We start from the raw sequence: 23,958 nt of genomic DNA, 5'->3' as shown, positions 1-23,958 counted from the left end.
CTCCCCGGACGCCCAATTACTCGACAGCATCGTGCCATCAGTCGCGAATTGCTGCAAGACTATTGAGAAGCGGAGCCAGTTCTTCCGCGCTTGCGACGCCGGTGACGATCAGCTGGTCCAACCCGACATTCTCATACTCCGACAGGCGCTTGCGCACGTCTTCAGGTTTGCCGGCGACCGCATGCCTGCGCACGATGTCGTCGCTCACGAGGCTCTCGACGGTTGGCCAGTCGCTCTCCGCATAGGCCCTTGCGAGCGCCGGCTGATCGAGTGTTCCGCCGCCGAGTTCGATGTTGGTCTTGTGATGCATGCCGCGCAGGATGAAGGCCATCTTGCGGCGCAGGCTGTCGAATGCGCGCGTCTCATCCTCGTCGATGGCGGCGTAGACGAGGCCCATGCGACGGATCTTGCTTCCGGATTCGGCTTCGCCGGCGGCGGTTTCCGTGAGGCAAGACTGGATAAAGGCGACGGATGCGGCGGCGCTGATGAGCAGGCCGTCGGCGTGGGAGCCCGCGAGTTTCAGCATCTTCGGGCCGGACGCCGCGAGGATCAGCGGCACATTGCGTTTGCCGGCCTCCAGCGCGCGACCCTCCACCTGGAAACGCTTGCCCTGGAACCGCACGACCTCGCCGCTCAACAGCGCGCGGCAGAGCTCCAGTGCTTCGCGCATGACCAGGAGCGGCTTGTCTGATTCGATACCGGCGGCTTCAAGATCGCGCGGCGCGCCGACGCCGAGACAGAGCGAAACGCGGCCGGGAAACAATTCGTCGAGCGTGGCGGCCGCCATGGCGATATAGACCGGGTGCACGCTGAACGGGCTCATCGCCATCAGGGCGATTTTCAGCCGGCTCGTGGCGCTCAATATGGCTGCGGCGCTGGCGACCGGCTCGCGCTGGAAGAGGTGGCTGGCGAGCCAGAGGGTTTCGACCCCCGACGCATCCATCAGCGCGCCCATCTTTTGAACTTCGGGCCAGGGTTCGTTGCCGTTCAGCGCGACGCCTATTTCTGAAGACATGATCTAGATCCTCTGCAGCTCGGCGATGAGAGTGTCGAGCGAGTCGAGATTATAGAGATTGTCCGGAGGCGCGAGGAGTTCGGCGTCCTTGAGCCCCGTGGAGGTCAGGATTGCGACCACGTCTCCATCGAGTTCGACGCCGCGCTCCGACGCCTCCTTCGCGGCGGCGAGACCGGCCACGCCCGAGAATTCCTGGTACAGACCCCTGGCGGCGAGCCGCCGGCGCATGTCCTGGAAGGTATCTTCCGACGACGTCAGCGCGCGATCCCGACTGTTTTCAAGCGCGACCACGCCGCGCCAGGAACTGACGGAACAGGAAATGCCCATGGCGATGGACGCCGGCCCGTCCACCTCCGTGGCAGGCTCGTTGCTGCTGACGGCGCGTGCGAGCGGGCCGCGCGTGGCCGGTTCGGCAGACAGGATCCGCGGCACACGATCGGTCAGGCCGAGGTTTTTCAATTCCTGGAATCCCTTCCATACGCCGAACAGCATTTCGGCGTATCCGGTGGGCGCGAGCACCGTACTCGGCACGCTGCGTCCAAGCTGGAGAAACAGTTCGTAGGCAATGGTCTTGTAGCCTTCCGGGCCATAGGGATTGCCCGTATGGAAACGGGTCAGATTGCTGGCGGGCATGAAGCCCGCTTCGTCGACGATGCGACGCAGCACGGTCCAGCGGCTTTCGGTGGGGCTGGCGATGACATGGGCGCCGAGGCTGGTGATGAGACGCAGATAGGCGTCCGGCATGTTCTGGGCGACGATGACGGCGCAGGGCAGCCCGGCGCGCGCCGCATAGGCCGCAGCCGCCGCGCCGTGATTACCCGACGAGGCGACGGCAATGCCGCGCGCCTCCGATGCGATCGCAGCGCTGACCACGCAGTAGTTCAGACGGTCCTTGTGGCTCCAGGTCGGGTTGCGGCTTTCGTCTTTCAGCCAGAGGCGTCCCTTGACGCCGATTTCGCGGCCGAATTCTTCCGCATCGACGAGGGGCGTGCCGCCTTCGCCCATGGACAGGCCGTCGGCGAGCGGCGGCAGAAGCGGCGCCCAGCGCGACAGGCCCGGCAACGGCGCCTGATCGAACAGCGACCGATCGACCTTGTCGTAATCATAGGCGATTTCCAGCGGATACTGCATGGCGTCGGTGGACGTCGCCGGACAGCCGTCGACGATCACCGGCAGGAGCGGGAAGCTCCTGGAGGGATCGCCAAGCGAACGTTGCCCGATTGCCGCGCTACCGGGCAGCATTCCGGAATTCAGTCTGGTCATGTTATTTTCGGCGTCACTTCTTCCGCGAACAGCTGCATCTGGTCGAGCAATTCCTGAACGTCGTTGGCGGCAAAGTAAAGACCGAGAAGATGGGTGACGCCGGCTTCGCGCGCCGCGATCGCCTTTTCCACCACTTCGTCGACCGAACCGACGAGGTTGACGTCGGACAGATCCTGCTCGCCTTCGCTCTTAAGCGTCGATTTCTTCAGCGAAACCATATGTTTGTACATCTGGCTCTGGCTGAAGCGCTCACGCGCCTCTTCACGGGTCTTGCCGACATAGCATGTGAATTGCGGGGCGATCTGGATGGTTGAAGGGTCGCGGCCTTCCTTTTCGACAAGTTCCTTGAGGTGGGTGATCATGCCGCCCATCTTGCCGACGTCCATGCCGGCCGGAATCCAGCCGTCGGCGAGCCGCGCGACGCGCGGCAGATGCTTCGGGCTGTTTCCGCCGAAATAGATCGGCAGCTTCTTCTGCAGCGTCTTGGGCGCAAGCTCGACATCGCGGTACTGGTAGTATTTTCCGTCGAAGCTGGAAACGCGGTCGGAAAAGAGCTTGTTGAGCGCTTCCACGCCTTCTTCCACCATCGCGCCGCGATTCGCGCCCGAATCAGGCCACAGCGCCTCGAACTCCTCGCGATAGGCGCCGACGCCGACGCCGATTTCCAGCCGGCCGCCGCTGAAGTGATCGAGGGTCGCGATCTGCTTGGCCGTGACGACGATGTCGCGGCGCATCGGCAGGACCAGAATGCCGGTGCCGAAGCGCAGCCTGGTGGTGGCCGCGGCGATGAAGGCGTAGGTGATCAGCGGCTCCCAGAAGCGCGGCGGCTCGGGGAATTCGTCGCGAACATAGGTCTGCGTGGTCATGTGGTCGTTGCCCCAGACCGAATGGTAGCCGAGGTCTTCCGCATGGGTCGCGATCTTCAGGACGTTTTCCGTCGAAGAAAAAGGGATCGGATAGGTCAGGCCTTCCATCCCGGTTGGCAGTCCGGCGCTTACTATCATTTGCTTGTCTCCATTTGCACGGACCGGTCCTCTGCCGCGTCCTGTTTCATTTTCGCCCTCAGTTGCATTCTCAGGGTTTCGGTTTGATCGGCAATTACCGCATGGGCGTCATCGAGCGCGACGCCGTAGACGCTGCGCGCCTTTTCGGCCGACACCATGCCTTCGCGGACATCTTTCGCGACCATTTCGGCCGGACGCTGCAGGGGATCGCCGATCCCGCCGCCTCCCGGCATTTCGATGAGCAGTCGTTCGCCATAGGGCACTGTCTGCTGGCCCTTGCCGCGCAGATGTTCGCCCGATTTGAGGCGGACAACGCCGGCGGCGCCGTCCTGGCCGCCATCGCGGCCGCGGGGCGGGAACAGAACACGGTCGTAATTGGCGCTGACGGCGAAGGGCGCCGTATCGAGCGTGTCGACTTCCATGATCTGGCCGAGGCCGCCGCGGTAATAGCCCGCGCCGCCCGAATCTGTGCGGTATTCCTTGCGCCAGACGATCATGGGAGATCCGGCCTCGGTGATTTCGATCGGCACGTTGCGCACTCCCGACGGAAAAGCGGTCGCCGACAGTCCGTCCTTGCCGGCGCGGGCGCCGGCGCCGCCGGAGTGGAAGCTCATCACGTTGAAAACGCGGGCGTCGGCAAGCGTTTCGGGTTCGGCGTCGACACGGCCGGCGCCGCCCATCGCAAAGAGGTTCCACAGGCAGGAAGACCCTTCCGCCGGGACTGCGAGAGGGTCTCCGGCCCGCGTTCGTACCTGCGACAGGCAACCGAACATGACGTCTGGCAACAACTGACCCGTAATGTGCCGCGTGGCGACGGGCAGGGGATGCTTGGCGTTGAGGATGCAGTTTTCCGGGGTCGATATGCGGATCGCCGCGAGCGAAGCGGCGTTGTTCGGCACCTTGGGCGCGACGACGCATTTGACGCCGAAGGTCGCATAGGCCTCCGTGTAGCAGAAGGGCACGTTGATGCCGAAAGGCGAGGGGGCGGACGTGCCCTCGAAATCGACGGATATGTGGTCCTCGTGCACGGTCAGCGCCGCGACCAGATCGAGCGGGCGTTCGTAGCCGTCAACCCGCATGGTGTTGTGGAAGGTTCCGGGCGCAATGTCCGCAATGGCTTCCTTCATGGCCCGGGCGGTCTTGTCGAGAATGTGCTCGCCGAGCGCGTCGAGGGTTTCGATGCCGAATTCGCTCATCATCTCCACAAGCCGTTCGCAGCCGATGTCGTTGCAGGCGGCGAGCGAGTAGATGTCGCCGATCACCTGCACCGGTTCGCGGACATTGCCGCGCACGATCTCGATCATGGTTTCGTCGACCCTGCCCTCGCGGGCGAAGTACATCAGCGGGATGTAAATACCCTCTTCGTAGACCTGGCGTCCGTCCGGGCCAATGCCGCGGCCGCCGACATCGACGACATGGCAGGTGCACGCAAACAGGCTGACGCACGCGCCGTTGAAGAAGGCCGGCGTGACGACCGTGAAGTCGTGCAGGTGTCCGGTGCCCTTCCAGGGGTCGTTGGTAATGAAGACGTCGCCCGGCTTCATCGTGTCGACCGGGAACCTGTCGAGGAAGTGCGCCACTGCGCGGGCCATGGAGTTGACGTGGCCGGGCGTTCCGGTCACGGCCTGTGCGAGCATGTCGCCGCTGGTGTCAAAGATGCCTGCGGAGACGTCGCCCGCCTCTCGGGTCGATGTCGAAAAGCCGGTGCGGATAAGCGCCTGCGCCTGTTCCTCGACGACCGAAATCAGCCGGTCCCACATGACCTGGTAGTGAATGACGGAAAGGATCGATGTGTCAGTCATGCCTCATTCCAGTCCAGAACGATGTGCCCGAGCGAGTTGACGCCCGCGTCGAAACGGGAGGTGACGATGGTGGTCGTCTCCTCCTCGGTAATGATGCAGGGACCGGCGAGCGTTACGCCGGGCTCAAGCTCGGCGCGGTGATAGACCGGCGCCTCGATCATGTCGCCCGTCGCCGCGTCCACCATGCGGCGGGCGCCGGCCGGGCAGACGGTTTTGCCGTTTTTCTCGTGACGGGCCTTTTCCGGCGCGGGCGCCTGGGTCGCCAGTCTCAGCGACCAGCCTGTGATCTCCGACACCAGCCCGGGTATCGAGCGGCCGAACGTGCTTGTGTAATAGGACACGAACAGGTCATGCAGCGCCTTGTGGTCTTCCGCCTCGAACGGCGTTGCGGGAATGTCGACGGTGACTTCGTGGCCCTGGCCGACATAGCGCATGTCGGCCGTCCATGTCTCGATCAGCGGCTGGTCGCCCGCGCCGGCCGACACGACCTCGAGGGCCTTTGCGTACATGTCCTTGCGCAAGGCGTTGATCGCCTCGTTGTCGAAGGTGTCGTCGAGTGTGACGAAGCGCGACTGGTTGATCTCGTAGGCGATCGGGGCAAGGAGGAACCCGACGGCAGAACCCACCCCGGCGCTCGCCGGCACAACCACGCGCCGAATGCCCAGCTTGTCGGCCAGCCGGGCGGCGTGCAGGGGCGCGGCCCCGCCGAAGGCGATCATCGTGCGGCCGCCGAGATTGCGTCCGAGTTCGACGGCGTGAACGCGGGAAGCGTTCGCCATGTTTTCCTCGACCACTTCCGATATCCCGATCGCCGCATTGAGCGGATCAAGTTCGAGCTGCGCGCCGATATGCTCCATCACAGCGGTTTCGGCGCGTTCGGGAAGCAGCGGGATCGATCCGCCCGCAAAGGTTTCCGGGTCGAGACGGCCGAGCACGACATTTGCGTCGGTGACGGTCGCGGCGGTTCCGCCGCGGCCGTAGCTCGCAGGTCCCGGCTCCGAACCCATGCTGTCCGGGCCGATCTGGATGCGCGACAATTCATCGATGCGGGCGATCGAACCGCCGCCGGCGCCGATCTCCACCATGTCGATGACGGGAATGCGCAACGGCAGGCCGCTGCCTTTCAGGAAGCGGTATTCGCGCGCCACCTCGAAGGTGCGGGAATAATGCGGCTGGCCGTTCTCGATGAGACAGATCTTGGCGGTGGTGCCGCCCATGTCGAAGGACAGGATTTCCTCGTAGTCCGACTGGGCGGCCACGTGGGCAGCGAGGATCGCGCCGCCGGCCGGCCCGGATTCGACCAGGCGCACAGGAAAGCGGCGGGCCATCTCGACCTCGGTCAAGCCGCCGGCGGACGTAATCATGAAAAACGGGCAGTCGACGCCCATTTTTTCAAGCTCGACCGAAAGCTTGCGCAGATAGGTGTCCATGACCGGCTGGATATAGGCGTTGGCGAGCGCCGTGGACCACCGGTCATATTCGCGAATTTCAGGACAGACCTCGCCCGAAAGCGTGATCGCGATGTCGGGCAGACGCGCCGAGATGATTTCGCGCGCGCGCTCCTCGTGCGCCATGTTGGCGTAGGGGTGCATGAAGCAGACGGCCACCGATCTGACCTCTTCGGCGGCCAGGCGATCGCAGATTTCCGCAATCTTCGCCTCGTCGAGGGGCTGGATCTCATTGCCCTGCGCGTCGATCCTGCCGGCCGCCTGAAAGCGCATGGCCTGGGGCACGAGCGGCGCGGGGCGGTCCATCATGATGTCGTATTGCTCGAAGCGGTTCTCATACGCCATGTCGATGGAATCGCGGAAACCGTCGGTGACGATCATCGCGGTCTTTGCGCCCTTGCGTTCGATGATCGCGTTGGTCGCGAGCGTCGTTCCGTGAATGACGATGCCGACATCGGACGGCGCCAGTCCGGCTTTCTCGAGGATGGCCTTGACGCCGGTCAGCACGCCCTGTTCGGGCGCCGACGGCGTGGTGAGCACCTTTGCCGTCACGCGCCGCCCGTCCCGGGTCAGCGCAAGGTCTGTAAAAGTCCCGCCGATATCGACCGCCAGACGCGCCGCATTCGTCATTCGGAAACTTCCTCCTCGCTCAGGTTGCCGCCGAGATAGGCATGGCGGATATTCGGGTTGTTGCGGACCTCTTCAGCGGTTCCCTCGAGGAACTTCCGGCCCATTTCAAGCACGATGGCCTTGTCGGAAATCAGCAAGGCGCCGTGAACGTTCTGCTCGACGACCAGCACCGTTACGCCGTCGGCGGCGATGCGTTTGACGAACTCGAAGACCTCGCCCTGGGTTTTCGGCGCAAGGCCGAGCGAGGGCTCGTCAAGCAGCAGGAGCGAGGGTTCCGACAGCAGGACCATCGCGGTTTCCAGCACCTGCTGTTCGCCGCCGGACAGATTGCCCGCTTTCTCGCGAATCTTCCTTGCAAGCATGGGGAAGCTTTCAAGCATTGCGTCGATACGGTCGCGATGTTCGTTGCGCGGCAGAGTGTAGCAGCCCATTTTGAGGTTTTCGGCGACCGTCATGTCCGGGAAGTTGCAGCGTCCCTGCGGCACGAAGCCGATGCCCAGTTCGTAGCGCTCCCAGGGTGTCTTTTTCTCGATCTGCCGCCCGTCAAAAATGATTCCGCCGCCGAGATGATCGCACGATCCGTAGATCGCGCGCATCAGCGTCGACTTGCCGGCGCCGTTGCCGCCGACGAAAGTCGTGATGGTTCCCTTTTCAAGGCGAAAGGACACGTCGTGGATGATCGGCTTGCCGGCGTAGCCGGCGGTCAGGCCGTCCAGCTCAAGCAGGTATTCCAAGATAGGCCTCCAGTACGCGCGCGTCCTGCTGCACGGATTTCGGGTCGCCCTCGGTCATCTTGCTTCCGCCGACGAAGACGATGACGCGTTCGCACAAGCGCATGACGAATTCGACATTGTGTTCGACGATAATGAAACTCTCGCCGGCGGCGTGGAGGTTGAGGATGACTTCCTCGATCTCGCGGATGCGCGTCGGATTGACGCCTGCGACCGGTTCGTCGAGGACGAGCAGTCGCGGTTTGGGCATCAGCCCCGCGGCAAGGGCGACAAGCTTCTTCTGGCCGTAGGACAGAATGCGCGTCGGCGCGTCGTAATATTTGCGCAGGCCAATCATGTCGACCAGCTCGTCGGCGCGGACCATCGCTGCATCGACCTCGCGGCGCATGCCGGGCAGGCGCAGGAAATCGGCGACCCAGCCGGACGCCTGGAAGGGGCGGGCGGCCTGGAGTAGATTTTCCCGCAGCGTCATCGCCTCATAGATGTGCACGGTCTGGAAGGTCCGGATCAGTCCGGCCTTGGCGATTTTCTGCGGCGTCAGGCGGGTGATGTCGCGCCCGTCCAGTCTGATGCGACCCGCGTTCGGCCGCTGGAAGCCGGAGATGCAGTCGATGGTGGTGCTTTTGCCCGAACCGTTGGGGCCGATGACGCCGGTGATCGTGTTGTGCGCGACGGAGAAGGACATGTTGTCCACGGCGTGCACGCCGGCGAAGCTCTTGCGAAGCCCCTCGACCTCGAGAAGTGGCGTTGCGCTGTTCATTGCCGCAACTCCGAACGCAGGCGTTCCTCGCGCCGCTCCCTGATCCATCCGGCAAGGCCGTTCGGCGCCCAGGTGACGAAGGCGAGCAGCGCCAGACCATAGAGCACCATGCGCAGGTCGACCGAGAAGCGCAGGACTTCCGGCAGGATCGACATTACGGCGCCGGCGACAAGCACGCCGACGAAGCTGCCCCTGCCGCCGACAATGACCATGATGAGGAAGGCCTGCATGAAGAAGAAGTCGAAGATCAGCGGGTCGATGACCCTCTGGTTGAAGGCGAGAATGCCGCCCGCCATGGCCGTGAAGAACGCGGACAGGAAGAAGGCGAGAAGTTTGTAGGCAGTGGGATTGACGCCTTGCGAGCGGGCGAGATCCTCGCTCTGGTTGATCGCGCGCATGGTGTCGGCGATCCGCGACGTGAAGAAGAGGTAAAGCAGCAGCAGGCTGACCAGGGCGAATGCGCCGGCGAGGTAATAGAAACTGTAGGCGCCGGCGATCTCGTGGCCGAAGAAATAGGGCGAGGGGATGCCCGGAATGCCCATCGGCCCGCGCGTCAGCGACACCCAGTCGCGCGCGACCAGTGTAGTCAAAAGCGCGAAGATGAGCGTGACGACGACGAAAGAGTGCCGGTTGAGGCGGAGCGCCGGAAAGCCGACGGCGATCGAAACGACGCCTGCGAAGAGACCGGCGAGCGGCAGCGCAACCCAGAAGCTCAATCCGAGATCCATTACGGCGATCACCGTGAAATAGCCGCCGATGCCCCAGAAGGCGATGTGGGCCAGCGACAGCAGCCCGAGCAGGCCATAGATGACGTTCAGGGACATTGCCGCGACCAGATACAGGAACATGGTGACGCCAACACTGAGGATGTAGCTGCTGGTAACAACCAGCGGCAGAAATGCGGCCACGGCGACGACTGTTACGGCAAGAAAAGGCATTCTCATCCGACCCGCATTCCGCCGCGAGAGAACAGGCCGCTGGGCTTCAGCATCAGCACCGTGATCATGATGATGAAGCCTGCGGCTTCCTGCCAGACGACGGGGAAGAAGCCGCCGATCCAGCTTTCAATGACGCCAAGCGCAATGGCTGCGAACACCGCGCCTTCGATGCTGCCCATGCCGCCGATAATGATGATTGCGAACGCCTTGAAGACAAGGAACTGGCCGAGATAGGGCTGAACCAGTTGAACCGGGGCGACGGCGGCGCCGGCGAGGCCACAGAGCGAAGCAGCCAGAATAACCGCGTTGCGACCGATCTTGCGCGGCTGCATGCCCACCATCAGGGCGGCGTCGCGATTTTGGGAGACGGCGCGCATGGCCCGGCCGATCTGGGTGTAATTGAGCAGTACATATAATGCAGCGAAGGTGACGGCCGACAGGACTGCTGCGGCGATGCGCGTCCACGCGACGCGGATATCGCCGATGCTGACGCCGGCGTAGCCGAATTCGGTGTTCACCAAGAGCGGCGTGGCGGTGAAGATATACTGGATGCCATTGAGGATGACGATGGACAGGCCCATCGTGATCAGGATGCTGCGTTCGAATTCACCGTGCCCGAGCTTCGACAGGAACACTTCATAGATGAACCAGCCGGCGATGATCGCCGTCAGCACGGCGACGATGACGCCGGGTATGTAGGCCAGTCCGAAAGCAGGCAACGCAATCGCCATCGCATAGGCGCCGATAAGCAGCAGTTCGCCATGGGCGAAGTTGACGATGCCCAGGACGCCGAAGAGCAAGGCGAGTCCGACCGCGATCAAAGCGTAAATCAGCCCGATCACAAGTCCGTTCGCGGTTAATTGCAAAAAGTAGATGTAGTCCATGTTCTGTTCGCCGACGGCGTTTGCCTGTTTGCAGAGGTTCGGAGGTGGGAGGGATGTATCAATTCGAGGATTACTTCATATTTACTTCTGTATTCCTCTCAAGAATTACTTATAGTCACAATGTATTTCTTGAAGTATAAAATATAGCGTGGAAATGAAACTAAAGTTCCTATAACCATTGTTTTTCACCTTATGCCTAAAAAACGGGCTTGCTAGCGCTGTAACTTACCATATGATGGGCTCCGATTGGATTTATTGTCAATCGAAAAATTAGATCAACTTGCCTATTCTTGTCCCGATAGGAGGAACACATGAAAATACTGCCTGTTATTCTATCAGTTGCCTCAATCTTGGGCGCGTCTGTGGCCGCCCAGGCCGAAAGCATCCTGATTGGCATCAGCAATCCCTACACCGGTCCGGCGGCTATCGCCGCTGAGCGGGAAAAATGGGGAATCGACCTCGCCGTAGAGGAAATCAATGAAGCCGGGGGTCTGCTCGGCATGCAGATCGAACTCCTGCCGATGGACAACAAGTGCAATCCGTCCGAGGCCGTTAACGTCGCCAACAAACTGGTCGAGGCGAAGGTCAACGTCATCATCGGCGCGCACTGCAGTTCAGCCACGCTGGCGACCATGCCGATCATCGAGAAGGCCGGCATTCCCATGGTCACCGCGGTGTCGACCAGCCCCGCCATCACCGACCAGTCCGGCGTCGGCGGCAACAAGTGGGAATTCCGCATCAATCCGTCCGACGCGGCTATGATGAAGACGCTCGCCGGCTATCTCGCCAATTCAGGCAAGTTCTCCAAGGTCGCGATTATCGGCGAGGATACGGATTTCGGACGCGGCGGCGCCGGCGCCTTCGCCGAATTCGCCAAGGAAGCGGGCGTCGAGATCATTTCGACGGACTTCGCCCCCCAGGGCTTGCCCGACTTCACGCCGGTCCTGACCAAGGTGTCGCGCTCGAAACCCGACGCGATCGCCCTGTTCCAGCTCGGATCCGACCAGCTCACCATGCTGCGCAACGCCATGCAGCTCGGCCTCACCATTCCCTATACGGGCCGCGCCGAACTTGGCGGGCAGAATGAAGAGTTGATCAGCGCCGGCGGCATGGAAGGCTCCGTCAGCGCCTGGACCTATTCGCCGGAGATCGACACGCCGGAGAACAAGGCGTTCGCCGAGAAGATCAAGGTGAAGCACGAGATCTCGCCGGTGCTGCAGACCTGGGCCGGCTATGATTCCGTCAACATCATCGCCCAGGCGATCAAGGAAGCCGGCAGCGCCGAACCAGCCGCCATCCGCGACGCGCTCGAAAAAATCGAGTTCACCACGGTGATGGGCAAGACGATCTCCTTCGACGATTACAACCAGGCCGGTGAGATTGTCGTGATCCTCGGCGTCAACGACAACAAGGTCGACATCCTTTCGCTCGAACAGGTCGCAAAATAAGACGACGCGATGCGGCGGGGTTCAGCCCCGCCGCTCATCATTTAGCGTGAACTGCTACTTCTGCTCGCCCACAAGCTCATACACTGTCGTCGCATGGGTCATGCCCTTGGCGATCGTGCGGTCGACCTTTCGGAACGTGAACGTGTCGCCGGCCTGATCGCGGACGGCCTCGCTGACCAGGATGTCGGTGTCGTATTCCTTGTTGAGGCTTTCCAGTCGGGCCGCCAGATTGACCGTGTTGCCAAGCGCCGTGTAGTTCATCCGCTCCGAGGAGCCGAGATTGCCGACGACGGCGACGCCGGTGTTGACGCCGAAGCGGGTGCGGAAGCGCGGCAGGCCTTCCGCCTCGAATTGCGTGTTGATGGCTTTGCTGGCTTCGCGCGCGGCGAGCACGGCGCGACAGGCGCTTTTGACATGGTCGTCCTGCGGCTCCGGCGCGTTCCAGAACACCATCACGGCGTCGCCGATGAACTTGTCGATCGTGCCGCCCTCGGCGAGAAAAGCGTCTGTCAGGGCGCTGAAATAGCGCGACGTCTGGCTCATGAGAACGTTCGGGTCGGTGTTTTCGGCAATTGTCGTGAAGTTTTCGACATCGGTGAAAACGACTGAAAGGCCCTGCCGCACGCCGCCGATCTCTGTGGACATTTCGTCCTTCAGCAGCCTTCGCACGAGTTCTGAGGGAACGAAGCGCGAGAACGACCAGATCGCTTTCTGGGCGAGATGAACTGCCTGGCCGAGATTGCGGATTTCATTGATCAGCGAGCCAATTGGCCGCTCGGGCGGCGTCTGCATCGTCTGCAGCCGGTTGGCCTCGTCGGTGATCGCCAGCAATTGCCTGGATATTCTGCTGGCCGCGAACCAGCTTACCGGCAGGAAGATCGCGCCGATCGCGCAGGCGACGAGGAAACCGCGCCATTGCAGCCGCCGGATGTCTCCGGCGAAATCCGTTTCTTCGGCGAGAAGAACGATATGGGCGCCGGGGAAATCCGGGATATGAAGCGGGCCGATGCGGTAGAGCCAATAATCGCCCTCGTCGTCGTGGACGCCGCCTGCTTCTCTTGTTTTTTCTTTCGAATCCGCAAGCGCGTCTTTTACAAGCCCGTTGTCGAGGTCGGCGACGGTCGGCAGGACCACATTGTCGCTGGCGATCAGCTTCTTTGCAAGCAGGCTGTGATATTGCGGATGCGCCAGCAGAGTTCCATCGGCCATGTAGACGACGCTGACGGTGTTTTCGATCTCGGCCTGTTCGGAGACGAAATGGCTGAATTCCTCGGTTTGGATATCGATGCCGACCACACCTTTCATAAGGCCGTCGAGTTCCGCGCTCACCGTGATCAGGGATTCATCACTGACGTAAGAAAGATAGGGTCGCGAAATAGCTGCGGTATGGTGACCCTGAGCATCGAGATACCAGGGGCGCGTGCGGGCGTCGTATCCGAGATGGGGTATCGTGATTTCGCTTATCAACTGCATATCCGCGTCGAGAAAGTGGCGAAACAGCGGAAGTTGCCCGGGAGCGCCGGGAATCACCTGGTTCAGAATATAGACGGCCCCTTCGGGCGTCTTGAACAATTCCCGCTGCTCCGGCGCCAATTCGGCAACGCGGAGCAATTGCAGCCAGTAGCCATCGGCGTATCCGACGTAAACGCTTTCATATCCGAGCGACTGTTCAAGCATCATCCGGAAGAGTTCGATCGCCTGATTGTCGGCGCCCGGACGTTCCTGGTCGGCGATCGACGGAATGGCGGAGAGGAAATTGACGAGCCTGACCGTATTGGCGAGACGCGCGTCGATCCGCGTCGCGACGCGCTCGCTGACCGACTCCATGCTGTCTCCCGCCGAAGTGTGGACGGCGATCGTGAGTATACGATATTGCAGGCCGATCAGCATCAGGGCCAGTGTTATGAGGATAACCATCACGAGGGACGTGACGGTGAGGCGAAATGATAGCGTCATGGTTTCGCGGTCTGGAGGTTCAGCAGGCGCTTTGGCCCCGGCAATTCTTTTCAGTGAAAACCCGTTGTAAAGCTTTGCGGTAAATATACCCTTTCAGGTAAATGCGGGACTGAGCGGGATTCTGCCTCAAAGACACATTGAGCACGCAATCCCCGTGACAGATCGCCGTCGAGGCTGAATTTGAAAGGACCAATTCATGCGCAAGTTGATTTTTGTCGGAATACTGGCCGCTCTGGCCCTTGGCGGCGCGTCGCACGCTGCAGACGGGGGGATCGTGGGAAGCTGGCGGTTCGAATCGATCGGCGGCGCGCAGGATTTCGATTCAGGCAAGACGAGCCTGGAGGTTTCGCCGGAAGAGAACATCTCGATGACGATCGGCTGCAACCGCATGACGTCCATACCGGCGATCGAGGGCGACAATATCGATTTCGGACCGGTGGCGGCGACGCGAAAGGCCTGTCCGCCGCCGCTCGGGGAGCTCGAGCAGAGGCTGCAGGAAGCGCTGGCCGCGGCAAGCAACTTCACCATCGAAGGCGACACGCTGCAATTGCGTGACGACAGCGGCGATCCGGTCGCCGTCCTTGTCAGAAGCAAATAATTTAGAGACGGGCGGCGATTTCGCCGCCCGATCGCAAGTCTACGCGGCTTTGGCGTTGCGAATTCGGCCAACGGCGAGCGCGGCTTCGGCCGCTTCACGGCCTTTCAGCACGAAATGCTCCCTGTAGATCCGCGTATGGTGTTCACTCGGCTGATAGTTGTGCGGCGTCAACGACACCGACAAGATCGGCACGCCGGTCTCGAGACCCGCCTGCATCAATCCGTTGACGACCGCCTGCGCCACGAAATCGTGGCGATAAATCCCGCCGTCGACGACGAAGGCGGCCGCGGCGACGGCCCCGTAACGTCCTGAACGCGCAAGGTCACGCGCAAGCAACGGCATTTCGAAGGCGCCCGGAACATCGAAAACGTCGATCTGTTCCGAAGGAATGATTTCCGAAAATCCCACCAGGGCCTGGTCGACAATATCTTTGTGCCAGTTCGCCTTGATGAACGCATATCGGGTGTGTGTCATCGTGATCTCCTTTCGTAACGACACGTCACCCAAGGCGATCACATGCCACACGGCCCACGACGCGCGGGACCGGCGGCACGTTCTCTTTCATCCGGACTATGACCGTCGGCTCAGGCGTCTCACCTGATCTGCTGACCCTCTCCTTCAGGAAAGGCGCTCGCGGGCTCGCGGCTTCCGCCGCATACCGCCGGTGGGGACTTCCACCCCGCCCTGAGAACGCACTCATTATTTCTGCGAAAGTGGAATTGATCAAGCGGATTGACACGGTCCGTTACGTTGCGCTGCAAAATGTGTGGCGCGGCGCCGGAACTTCGGCTCATTTCGGTAGTTTTTGCGTTATTGTGACTTCCCTTGCATCGGTTAGCCGAATGAAACTTTCATGAATGCGCATACCGACATCAGGTCGGCAAGCGGTCGCATCCCGTTGATTCGGGGCGTCGAGGAACCCATACGCTCTCCACTCGCGCATTCCGGAGATTTGCGAGATTACGGCAAGGCGCTGGCCGCCGGAAACCTGTTTCCCGCCGAACCTGTTCCGGAATTCGACATACACCGCCACATCTCGGTCATCGCGCGCAACATCGGCGATGTCGTGGCCACCCTCAACGCCGCCAACCTGCAAGGCGAGACAATCACGCCCGCGGCCAACTGGCTGCTCGACAATTCACACGTCGTGGAGGAAGCGATCAGCGAAGTTCGCCGAGATCTGCCGCCACGCTTCTACCGTCAGCTTCCGCAACTGGACGGCGCGCGCCTGCCGCGGGTTCTGGCGATCGCCTGGCACTATGTCGCCCAGACCGACAGCGCCGTGTCGCGTGAGGGATTCGAGGCGGTCGTCGACGGTTTTCAGGAGGTGGAGCCGCTCCGGATCGGCGAATTGTGGGCGCTTCCCTCCGTGCTTCGTTTCGTGTTGCTGGAAAATTTGCGGCGGCTGGCGCTCAGGGTCGAGCGCGCGCGCACGCTGCGCCAGCTTGCCAACAACGTCGCCGACCGGCTGGCCTCAATTCCCGAAGACGAAGACGTCGATATTCTGAAGGACTATGCGGAGCATGCGCTCGACCGAAGCTTCGCCACGCAATTGCTGCATCGGTTGCGTGACGGCTCGCGCTCGTTCAGCCGGGCGCTGGACTGGCTGGAGGGGCGGCTCGAGGCCGGCGGCAGCGACGCCGAGCAGATCACACTTGACGAGCACGCCGTGCTTTCCGGCGGCAACGTCACCACAGGCAACATCATTCGCGGATTGCGTCTGATCGACGATACGGACTGGGTCGGCTGGTTCGAGCAGGTCAGCCGGATCGACCGGATGCTGCATGAGCGCACGAACTTTGGCCTGCTTGATGCGCCCTCGCGCAATGTCTATCGCAAAACCATCGAAAAGCTAGCCAAGCGATCCGGCAAGGGCGAATTCGATGTTGCGAGCCAGGCGATCGCCTATGTCGAGGACAAGAGGGAATCGGATAGCAGCGTCGAGATCGGTTGCGCCCTCGTCGGCCGAATGCGCGTTCCGTTCGAACGGAGCATTGGATACAGCGCGCCGCGCGCCGACAGACTGCTGCGGTTCATCCGCGCCGTCGGATGGCCGGCCATGGTGGTCCCGGTTGTTCTCTTCACCGCGATCATTGTCGCCGTTACGGCGCTTATACTCGGCCAAACGGGCATTCCGGCAGTGGCGATCTTCCTGCTTTGCCTGGCTGTCGCATTGCCGGCCAGCGAGGCGGCGCTGGGTCTCTTCAATACGCTGGTGGCGCTGTTCGTCGAACCGAAGCGACTGATCGCCTACGAATTCAAGTCGGGAATTCCGGCCGATGCGCGCACGATGGTCGCGATGCCGGTGATCCTCGCGACGCGCGACGATGTCGACGATGCGGTTCACAATCTCGAGGTTCACTATCTTTCCAACGCGGATGGCGAAATTCATTTTGCGCTGCTGTCGGACTGGCCGGACAGCGCTGTAGAACGCTCCGACCGCGACGACCAACTGCTCGATTACGCCCGCATGATGATCGCCGGGCTAAACGCCCGTTACCCTAAATCGCAACATGTGCGCTTTTTCCTGCTGCATCGCCACCGGTTGAAAAACCCGTCCGAGGGCTGCTGGATGGGCTGGGAGCGCAAGCGCGGCAAGCTGCACGAACTCAATGCGTTGTTGCGGGGCGATGTCGAGACGACGTTCTTTCCACCCAACGATCCGCTTCCGGACGACGTCAAATATGTCATGACGGTGGACGCCGACACCCGCATGACGCGGGACGCCGTGCACCGGCTTGTGGGCAAACTCGAACATCCGCTCAACCGGCCGGTCATCGATCAGGCGTCCGGGCGCATAACTTCCGGATACGGCATATTGCAGCCGCGCGTCACGCCGTCGCTTACGACCGGCGACGAGGCGTCCTTCTTCCAGCGGATCTTTTCCGAAGGCAGGGGCATCGACCCCTATGTCTTCACCGTGTCCGACGTCTATCAGGACCTGTTTCGCGAGGGCAGTTTCACGGGCAAGGGGCTCTATCACATCGACGCCTTCGAGGCGGCCTTGAGGCGGAAGATACCCGAAAACACCATCCTCAGCCATGATCTGCTGGAAGGCGCCTATGCCCGCGCCGCCCTGGTGTCGGACATCGAACTGATCGAGGATTATCCCACGCGCTACCTCGTCGACGCTTCGCGCCACCACCGCTGGGCGCGTGGCGACTGGCAACTCCTGCACTGGATTTTCAGCCCGCGCTCGAAGCTGCCCGGCCTCTCGCGCTGGAAGATGATTGACAATCTGCGCCGGTCGCTGATGCCGATCACGTGGACTGCTGCGTCCGTGGCTGGCTGGAGCCTGCTGCCATTCGCGTCGGCGGCTGTGTGGCAGCTTTTCCTGATTGTCACCGTGTTCTTCTCGCTGACCCTCGGCGTCATCGACGCCTTCATGCCGCGCACCATGGAAATGACGCCGCGAAGCTATCTGGCTTCCTTCGGCCGAAGTTTCGCAATGGGAACGGCGCAGGTGGCGATGCGTCTGGCGCTGATGGCGCACATGGCCTGGTCCATGGGCGACGCGATCGCGCGAACGCTGCACCGCGTCTTCTTCAGTCGCAAGCTTCTCCTGGAATGGCGCACCGCCTCGCAGGTGGCGCGGTCCGGAACGCGCTCCGTGTCGGCTCACTATCAATCCATGTGGGGCGCGCTGATTGTTGGCGCGGCCGGACTGGCGATACCGTTCGCTTTCGGATCATCCGGCGCGGCGATCGCCGTAGTCTTCGCGCTGATCTGGTTCGCCTCGCCGGCGATCGCATGGCTCATCAGCCGCTCCGCCGAAAGCGACGATCGTCTGACGTTGCGCCCGGAGGACGGCGAGGCGCTCCGAAACATTGCGCGGCGAACGTGGCTCTATTTCGAGACCTTCGTGACCGAAGAGCACAACTTTCTGCCGCCGGACAATTTCCAGGAGACGCCGTCTCCTGTCGTCGCGCCAAGAACCTCGCCGACCAACATCGGGCTCTATTTCCTGTCGATCGTCTCGGCGCGCGACTTCGGCTGGATCAGTCTTACCGAAACCATCGAGAGGCTGGAGCAGACGATGGCGTCGCTCGAAAAGCTCGAGCGATATCGCGGCCACACATACAACTGGTACGACATCGAGACCCTTCAGCCGCTACAGCCACAATACATTTCTGCGGTGGACAGCGGAAATCTGGCCGGACACCTGCTCGCCGTGGCCTCGGCCTGCCGACACTGGGCCGACGCGCCGGCCGCGCACACACAGGGCGATTTCCGCGGCATTCTGGATGTGCTCTCTGTACTTGAGGATCAGCACGAAGCATTGCCGGACGAACGGCGCTCTCTGCGACCATTGCGACAGCGCATGCGCGAGCGGCTGGAAGGCATGCGGCGCTCCGTTCGCACCATGATCAACGAGCCGGAAACGGCGACGTTCCGGACCATCGACCTGACGGTGATCGCCGTGGACATCAAGAATCTCGCGGGCGGTCTCAACGAGGAAATCCGCAACGCCGACAGCGAGACGATCGTGCTCTGGGCGAACAAGCTCGAGAAAGCCTGTCGCTCGCACCTCGCCGACGCACATCTGGAGGGCGCCGGTACGGCGAGCCTGCGCAGCCGGCTTCTCGGCATCGGCGAGCGGGCGCGCAATTTCGCCCTCGGCATGGATTTCTCGTTCCTGCTGAACAGCGAGCGCAAGCTTTTGTCGATCGGATTTCGCGTCGCAGAACAGCAGCTGGACGAATCCTGCTACGACCTTCTCGCATCAGAAGCGCGGCTCGCCAGCCTGTTTGCGATCGCAAAAGGGGACGTTCCGACGGAACACTGGCTGCGGCTTGGACGCTCAGTCACCGAAATCGGTTTCTCCGCGGCGCTTCTGTCCTGGTCCGGCTCGATGTTCGAATACCTCATGCCTCCGCTCGTCATGAAGGAACCGCTCGGCGGCGTCCTCGACCAGTCCTCGCATCTGATCATCCGCAAGCAGATCGCTTATGGACGATCGAAGAGCATACCTTGGGGCGTCTCGGAAGCGGCCTACAATGCTCGCGACACGCAGATGACCTATCAGTACACGAATTTCGGCGTGCCCGGATTAGGTCTCAAGCGCGGGCTCGGCCAGGACGTGGTGATCGCGCCGTACGCCAGTTTGCTTGCGGCGCAGTTCCGGCCGGCCGAGGCGGTCGCCAATCTGAAGCGTTTGAAAAAACTCGGAGCGCTGGGCCGCTACGGCTACCACGACGCGGTGGATTTTACGCCGGGCCGGGTGCCCGAGGGCCACGATTGCGCGGTGGTTCGCAATTTCATGGCGCACCATCATGGCATGTCCATCGTCGCGGTCGCCAATGTGGTGTTCGAAGGCCGCATGCGCGACCGGTTTCATGGCGACCCGGTGATTGAAGCCGCGGAACTGCTGCTGCAAGAAAAGGCGCCGCGCATCATTCCGCCCGCGCCGATCCGCAGCGAGGCGAGCGAGCAGGTGAAGCCGGCCGTGGTCGACGATCGCCCGGATTCACGGTTGATCGAAAACCCGCTCAATGCGTCCCGCGCCGTCAACCTGATGTCGAACGGGCACTATCATGTCATGGTGACCGCGGCGGGAACCGGCTACAGCCGCGCCGACGAGATTTCCGTCACCCGCTGGTCGGCCGATCCGACAGAAGATCGAAGCGGGACCTTCATATTCCTCAGAGACGTCGACACGGGCGCGTGGTGGTCCGCGACCGCAGAGCCGAAACGTATCGAAGGCGAGAAGGCCAGAGCGTTCTTCTGCGAGGACAAGGCGACGTTTTTCAAGACCGTCGGCGACTTCAGGTCGGAAACGGAGTGCATCGTGCTTGGCGAGGCCAATGGCGAAGTGCGCCGCATAACGCTCATCAACGACGGCCAGGAAGAGCGTCATATCGAACTGACCTCATTCGCCGAAGTCGCCCTTGCCTTCGAAGCCGCCGACAGCGCGCATCCGGCGTTTTCGAAGATGTTCGTGAAGACGGAAATCGACGGACAGGACAAAGTCGTCTATGCGACGCGAAGGAAGCGCTCTGACAGCGATCCGTCGATCGCGCTCGCTCATTTCATGACCTGCGGAGCCGGCGTGGCGCGTGATCTGGAGGCCGAAACAGACCGCCGGGCCTTCATCGGCCGGGGCCGGTCGATCGACACCGCAGCCGCCTTCGATCCGGGCGCGACGCTGTCGGGGAACGCCGGCCATGTCATGGACCCGGTCATGGCTTTGCGCTGCATGGTGCGGGTTCCGGCGCGCAAGAAGGTTTCGCTGAGCTTCTGGACCGTGGTTGCAGCCAACCGCGATGATATCGAAGGCGAGATCCGTCGCTTTCGATATTCGGACGTATTCCAGCGCCAGGCGATGCTCGCCTGGACCCGCTCGCAGGTGCAGGTCCGGCATGTCGGGCTCAGTCTGTCGGAGGCCGCCGGCGTTCAGAAACTGGCGAGGTATCTCCTCTATCCCGATCCGGTGCTGCGCGCGCAGCCCGAGACGATCGCCGAGCGCCTTGGTCCGCAGTCCACGCTCTGGCCGCTGTCGATTTCCGGAGACTTCCCGATATTCGCGTTGCGCATCGGCGACGAGGCGGACATCGAGATCGTCGCCTCCGCGTTGAGGATGCAGGAATATCTGCGCGCACACGGTCTGTTAGCGGATCTCGTTATCGTCAATGAACAGGCCTCCTCCTACGTGCAGGATCTGCAGAACGCGATCGAACTTCTATGCGACAACGCCCGCGCGCGGGGTCGGGAATTCGGGCCGCGACAGCATATCTTCACGGTTCGACGCGACCTTGCCGATGCGAGTTCCTATGGAACGCTGATCGCCTCGGCGCGCGTCGTCATGCATACGCGCAACGGCACCATTCTCGACCAGATCGAGCGGGCGGAACTGACGGCGGTTCGCGACGAGGTATGGCCGGAGGCGGCAAGGCGCGCCGTGTCCGACGTCGCTGTCAAGGATCAGGATACAGCGGTCACGCCTCCCTACGTTGAATTCTGGAACGGCTACGGCGGCTTCGACGATGGCGGTCGCAACTATGTTGTGCAACTCACCGGCGATCGCGTGACGCCGCATCCCTGGATCAATGTCGTCGCCAATCCGTCCTTCGGCTTCCACAGCTCGGCCGAGGGCGCCTCCTTTACCTGGAGCAGAAACAGCCGCGATTTCCAGCTGACGCCCTGGTCCAACGATCCTGTGACGAACCGGCCGGGCGAGGCCGTCTATGTGCACGATCTTGACACGCATGAGGCGTTTTCGCCGCTCGCATGCGTATTGCGCGATCCGGCGATCGCGTATCGCGCGCGCCATTCACGCGGCGTGTCGCAATTCGAGGCGACGCGGGGAGACATCACGGCGGAACTGACGCAGCTTGTCGACGCGGCTGCGCCGGTCAAGGCGCAACGCCTGAAGCTCGGCAATGCGGGCGACCGACAGAGACGATTCAGAATTTACGCTTACTGCGAATGGCTGCTTGGCAACAATCGGAACAAGGCCGCTGCCTTCGTCATACCGGGTTTCGATCTGGAAAATCGCGTGCTGACCGCCCGCAATCCATATCACATCGACTACGGCGATCGGGTGGCTTTCATGGCGAGCAATGCGCGCTGGCAATCGGTGACGGCCGATCGCACGGAATTTCTCGGCCGGGGCGGCGCAACCACGGCGCCGCTTACTGTGCTGCGCGGCAACGATCTGACCGGAACAATAGAGGCGGGCCGCGATCCTTGCGCGGCGATCGCCTGCGATCTGGAAATTCGACCCGGCGAAACGGTGGATGTTTTATTCGTGACCGGCGACGCCGGTTCGGATGAGGAAGCCGTGTCCCTGGCGCGCGAACACCTGGATCGGGATTTCGATGAGAGGCTTTCCGACAACCGCGGGCGATGGGAGGAGTTCGGAGAAACGCTGCAGGTCTCGTCTCCGGACCCGGCCTTCGACGCGATGGTCAATGTCTGGTTGCCCTACCAGAGCGTCGCGTGCCGCATCACGGCGCGGTCCGCCTTCTATCAGGCCAGCGGCGCTTTCGGCTTCCGCGACCAGTTGCAGGACACGCTTGCGCTGCTGCTGCAGGATCCGCAACTGGCGCGAACTCAAATCATCAATGCGGCCGGGCGGCAGTTCCGGGAAGGCGATGTGCAGCACTGGTGGCTGCCGGGCAACGGCGCAGGCGTGCGGACAATGATCTCCGACGACGTCGTCTGGCTCGGCTACGGGACGCGGCACTATATCCACGTCACCGGCGACGACGGAATTCTCGAAGAGAAAATCGCCTTCCTCGAAGGGCCCGAACTGAACGACGGCGAACATGACCGGTTTTTCGAGCCGGACACGTCGGACGAAAAAGCGAGTCTCTACGAGCACTGCGCCAGGGCGCTCGATCTCGCGGTGAGCCGAACCGGCGACAACGGCATTCCGCTGATCCTCGGCGGCGACTGGAACGACGGCATGAACCGGGTCGGCGAGAACGGGCGCGGCGAGAGCGTCTGGCTCGGCTGGTTCCTGCTGAAAACGTTGCGGGAGTTTGCGCCGATCGCCGAAAGCCGTGATGACAGCCAGAGGGCGCGCGCCTGGCTTTCTCACGCGGATGGTCTTCAGACGGCGCTCAACGAGAACGGATGGGACGGCGAGTGGTACCGGCGCGGCAGTTTCGATGATGGAACGCCGCTCGGATCCCGGCATTCCGACGAATGCCGCATCGATTCCATCGCACAGTCCTGGGCGGTCCTTTCAGGCGGTGGCGACAGCGACAAGACGGAAAGCGCCGTTAACTGCGTTTTGGACATGCTCTTCGATGACAACGATCAAATCATCAAACTGTTCACGCCGCCTTTTGAAAACACCGACAAGGATCCGGGCTACATCAAGAACTATCCGCCCGGCGTTCGTGAAAATGGCGGGCAATACACCCACGCCGCCATATGGATGGTCATGGCGCTTGCTCAGATGGGGCGGGTCGATGACGCCTGGCGCGCTTTTTCCATGCTTAATCCGGTCAATCATGCGCTCGACGAGAAAGCAGCCGATCGGTACCGGGTCGAACCCTATGTGGTTGCGGCCGATGTCTATTCGGGGGCGGAAAAAGGCGGTCGAGGCGGCTGGACCTGGTACACGGGATCTGCCGGATGGCTGTATCGCGCGGCCGTCGAGGCGATCCTCGGGATTCGCCGGGAAGGCGATCGTTTGCACATCGATCCGCGCCTGCCGTCGCACTGGGAGCAGTGTTCCGTGACGCTGAGGATCGGCGAAGCCCGTTACAACATCGAGATGCATCACGGCGACAAAGCGGGTCTGATTTTCAACGGAACCGACACGCGGGGGGCCGTACCCCTGACGGACGGACTGCACGAAGTCAGGATATTCGTGCCGCGTGCATCGAAAACCAGCAGGCCATCAAGGTCACCGCGGCTGAAACTGTTGCAATAATAAAACCTTACGCGCGTGCTCGCGTTCACGTCGAATTACTGCGCTGCGAAATAATTGTAGCCGCATTGCGGCAACTCATCCGCAATTTGCCCGTTT

At 62.1% G+C, this 23,958-nt stretch carries 14 protein-coding genes and 1 riboswitch; of the genes, 3 read left to right on the top strand and 11 right to left on the bottom strand.

Annotated features, from left to right (window positions below; all coding sequences use genetic code 11):
• Window positions 1-37: 37 nt before the first annotated feature.
• Genes K1W69_RS15885 through K1W69_RS15845 form a run of 9 tightly spaced genes read right to left on the bottom strand, consistent with a single transcriptional unit; the run spans window position 38 to window position 10,475 of the window.
• Window positions 38-1,015 carry an LLM class flavin-dependent oxidoreductase gene (locus tag K1W69_RS15885; protein ID WP_220229416.1) on the bottom strand — a complete coding sequence of 326 codons (978 nt, stop codon included), beginning with the start codon at window positions 1,013-1,015 and terminating at the stop codon, window positions 38-40.
• 3 nt (window positions 1,016-1,018) lie between these two features.
• On the bottom strand, window positions 1,019-2,278 hold the full coding sequence (locus K1W69_RS15880; protein ID WP_220229415.1) for a threonine synthase: 1,260 nt from the start codon (window positions 2,276-2,278) through the stop codon (window positions 1,019-1,021).
• Window positions 2,275-3,282, bottom strand: coding sequence for an LLM class flavin-dependent oxidoreductase (locus K1W69_RS15875; RefSeq protein ID WP_220229414.1), 1,008 nt, complete (start codon window positions 3,280-3,282; stop codon window positions 2,275-2,277). The genes K1W69_RS15880 and K1W69_RS15875 overlap by 4 nt, the downstream gene beginning before the upstream one ends.
• Window positions 3,279-5,084 carry a hydantoinase B/oxoprolinase family protein gene (locus tag K1W69_RS15870; RefSeq protein WP_220229413.1) on the bottom strand — a complete coding sequence of 602 codons (1,806 nt, stop codon included), beginning with the start codon at window positions 5,082-5,084 and terminating at the stop codon, window positions 3,279-3,281. Before K1W69_RS15870 ends, K1W69_RS15875 begins: the two co-directional genes overlap by 4 nt.
• Window positions 5,081-7,162: a hydantoinase/oxoprolinase family protein gene (locus K1W69_RS15865; RefSeq protein ID WP_220229412.1), complete on the bottom strand. Its 2,082-nt coding sequence runs from the start codon at window positions 7,160-7,162 to the stop codon at window positions 5,081-5,083. Before K1W69_RS15865 ends, K1W69_RS15870 begins: the two co-directional genes overlap by 4 nt.
• Window positions 7,159-7,896, bottom strand: a complete 738-nt coding sequence (locus K1W69_RS15860; RefSeq protein ID WP_258571133.1) for an ABC transporter ATP-binding protein — start codon at window positions 7,894-7,896, stop codon at window positions 7,159-7,161. The genes K1W69_RS15865 and K1W69_RS15860 overlap by 4 nt, the downstream gene beginning before the upstream one ends.
• Window positions 7,880-8,653: an ABC transporter ATP-binding protein gene (locus tag K1W69_RS15855; protein ID WP_220229411.1), complete on the bottom strand. Its 774-nt coding sequence runs from the start codon at window positions 8,651-8,653 to the stop codon at window positions 7,880-7,882. Before K1W69_RS15855 ends, K1W69_RS15860 begins: the two co-directional genes overlap by 17 nt.
• Window positions 8,650-9,597: a branched-chain amino acid ABC transporter permease gene (locus K1W69_RS15850; RefSeq protein WP_220229410.1), complete on the bottom strand. Its 948-nt coding sequence runs from the start codon at window positions 9,595-9,597 to the stop codon at window positions 8,650-8,652. Before K1W69_RS15850 ends, K1W69_RS15855 begins: the two co-directional genes overlap by 4 nt.
• Window positions 9,594-10,475 (bottom strand): branched-chain amino acid ABC transporter permease, encoded by an 882-nt coding sequence (locus tag K1W69_RS15845; protein ID WP_220229409.1) that lies wholly within the window; start codon window positions 10,473-10,475, stop codon window positions 9,594-9,596. Before K1W69_RS15845 ends, K1W69_RS15850 begins: the two co-directional genes overlap by 4 nt.
• A gap of 311 nt (window positions 10,476-10,786) precedes the next feature.
• Here K1W69_RS15845 and K1W69_RS15840 point away from each other — a divergent pair, with 311 nt between their 5' ends.
• Window positions 10,787-11,923, top strand: a complete 1,137-nt coding sequence (locus K1W69_RS15840) for an ABC transporter substrate-binding protein (RefSeq protein WP_220229408.1) — start codon at window positions 10,787-10,789, stop codon at window positions 11,921-11,923.
• Window positions 11,924-11,977: 54 nt separating this feature from the next.
• Here K1W69_RS15840 and K1W69_RS15835 read toward each other — a convergent pair whose 3' ends face one another.
• Entirely contained in the window at window positions 11,978-13,879 is a 1,902-nt protein-coding gene (locus K1W69_RS15835) for an adenylate/guanylate cyclase domain-containing protein (RefSeq protein WP_220229407.1), read from the bottom strand.
• 196 nt (window positions 13,880-14,075) lie between these two features.
• On the opposite strand from K1W69_RS15835, the gene K1W69_RS15830 reads away from it, so the two are divergent.
• Window positions 14,076-14,477 carry an META domain-containing protein gene (locus K1W69_RS15830; RefSeq protein WP_220229406.1) on the top strand — a complete coding sequence of 134 codons (402 nt, stop codon included), beginning with the start codon at window positions 14,076-14,078 and terminating at the stop codon, window positions 14,475-14,477.
• 39 nt (window positions 14,478-14,516) lie between these two features.
• On the opposite strand, the gene K1W69_RS15825 is transcribed toward K1W69_RS15830, so the two are convergent.
• Window positions 14,517-14,951 (bottom strand): 6,7-dimethyl-8-ribityllumazine synthase, encoded by a 435-nt coding sequence (locus K1W69_RS15825; RefSeq protein WP_220229405.1) that lies wholly within the window; start codon window positions 14,949-14,951, stop codon window positions 14,517-14,519.
• A 75-nt stretch (window positions 14,952-15,026) separates the two neighbouring features.
• A riboswitch (FMN riboswitch) is annotated at window positions 15,027-15,173 on the bottom strand.
• A gap of 157 nt (window positions 15,174-15,330) precedes the next feature.
• Here K1W69_RS15825 and K1W69_RS15820 point away from each other — a divergent pair.
• A complete protein-coding gene (locus K1W69_RS15820) occupies window positions 15,331-23,862 on the top strand; it encodes a GH36-type glycosyl hydrolase domain-containing protein (protein ID WP_220229404.1) in 8,532 nt (2,843 codons plus the stop codon).
• The last annotated feature ends 96 nt before the right edge of the window (window positions 23,863-23,958 follow it).

It is taken from the genome of Flavimaribacter sediminis, from assembly GCF_019492055.1.
Lineage (GTDB): Bacteria > Pseudomonadota > Alphaproteobacteria > Rhizobiales > Rhizobiaceae > Flavimaribacter > Flavimaribacter sediminis.
Note: the sequence above shows the minus strand (reverse complement) of the source record. Positions and strands in the feature narration are given on the sequence as shown.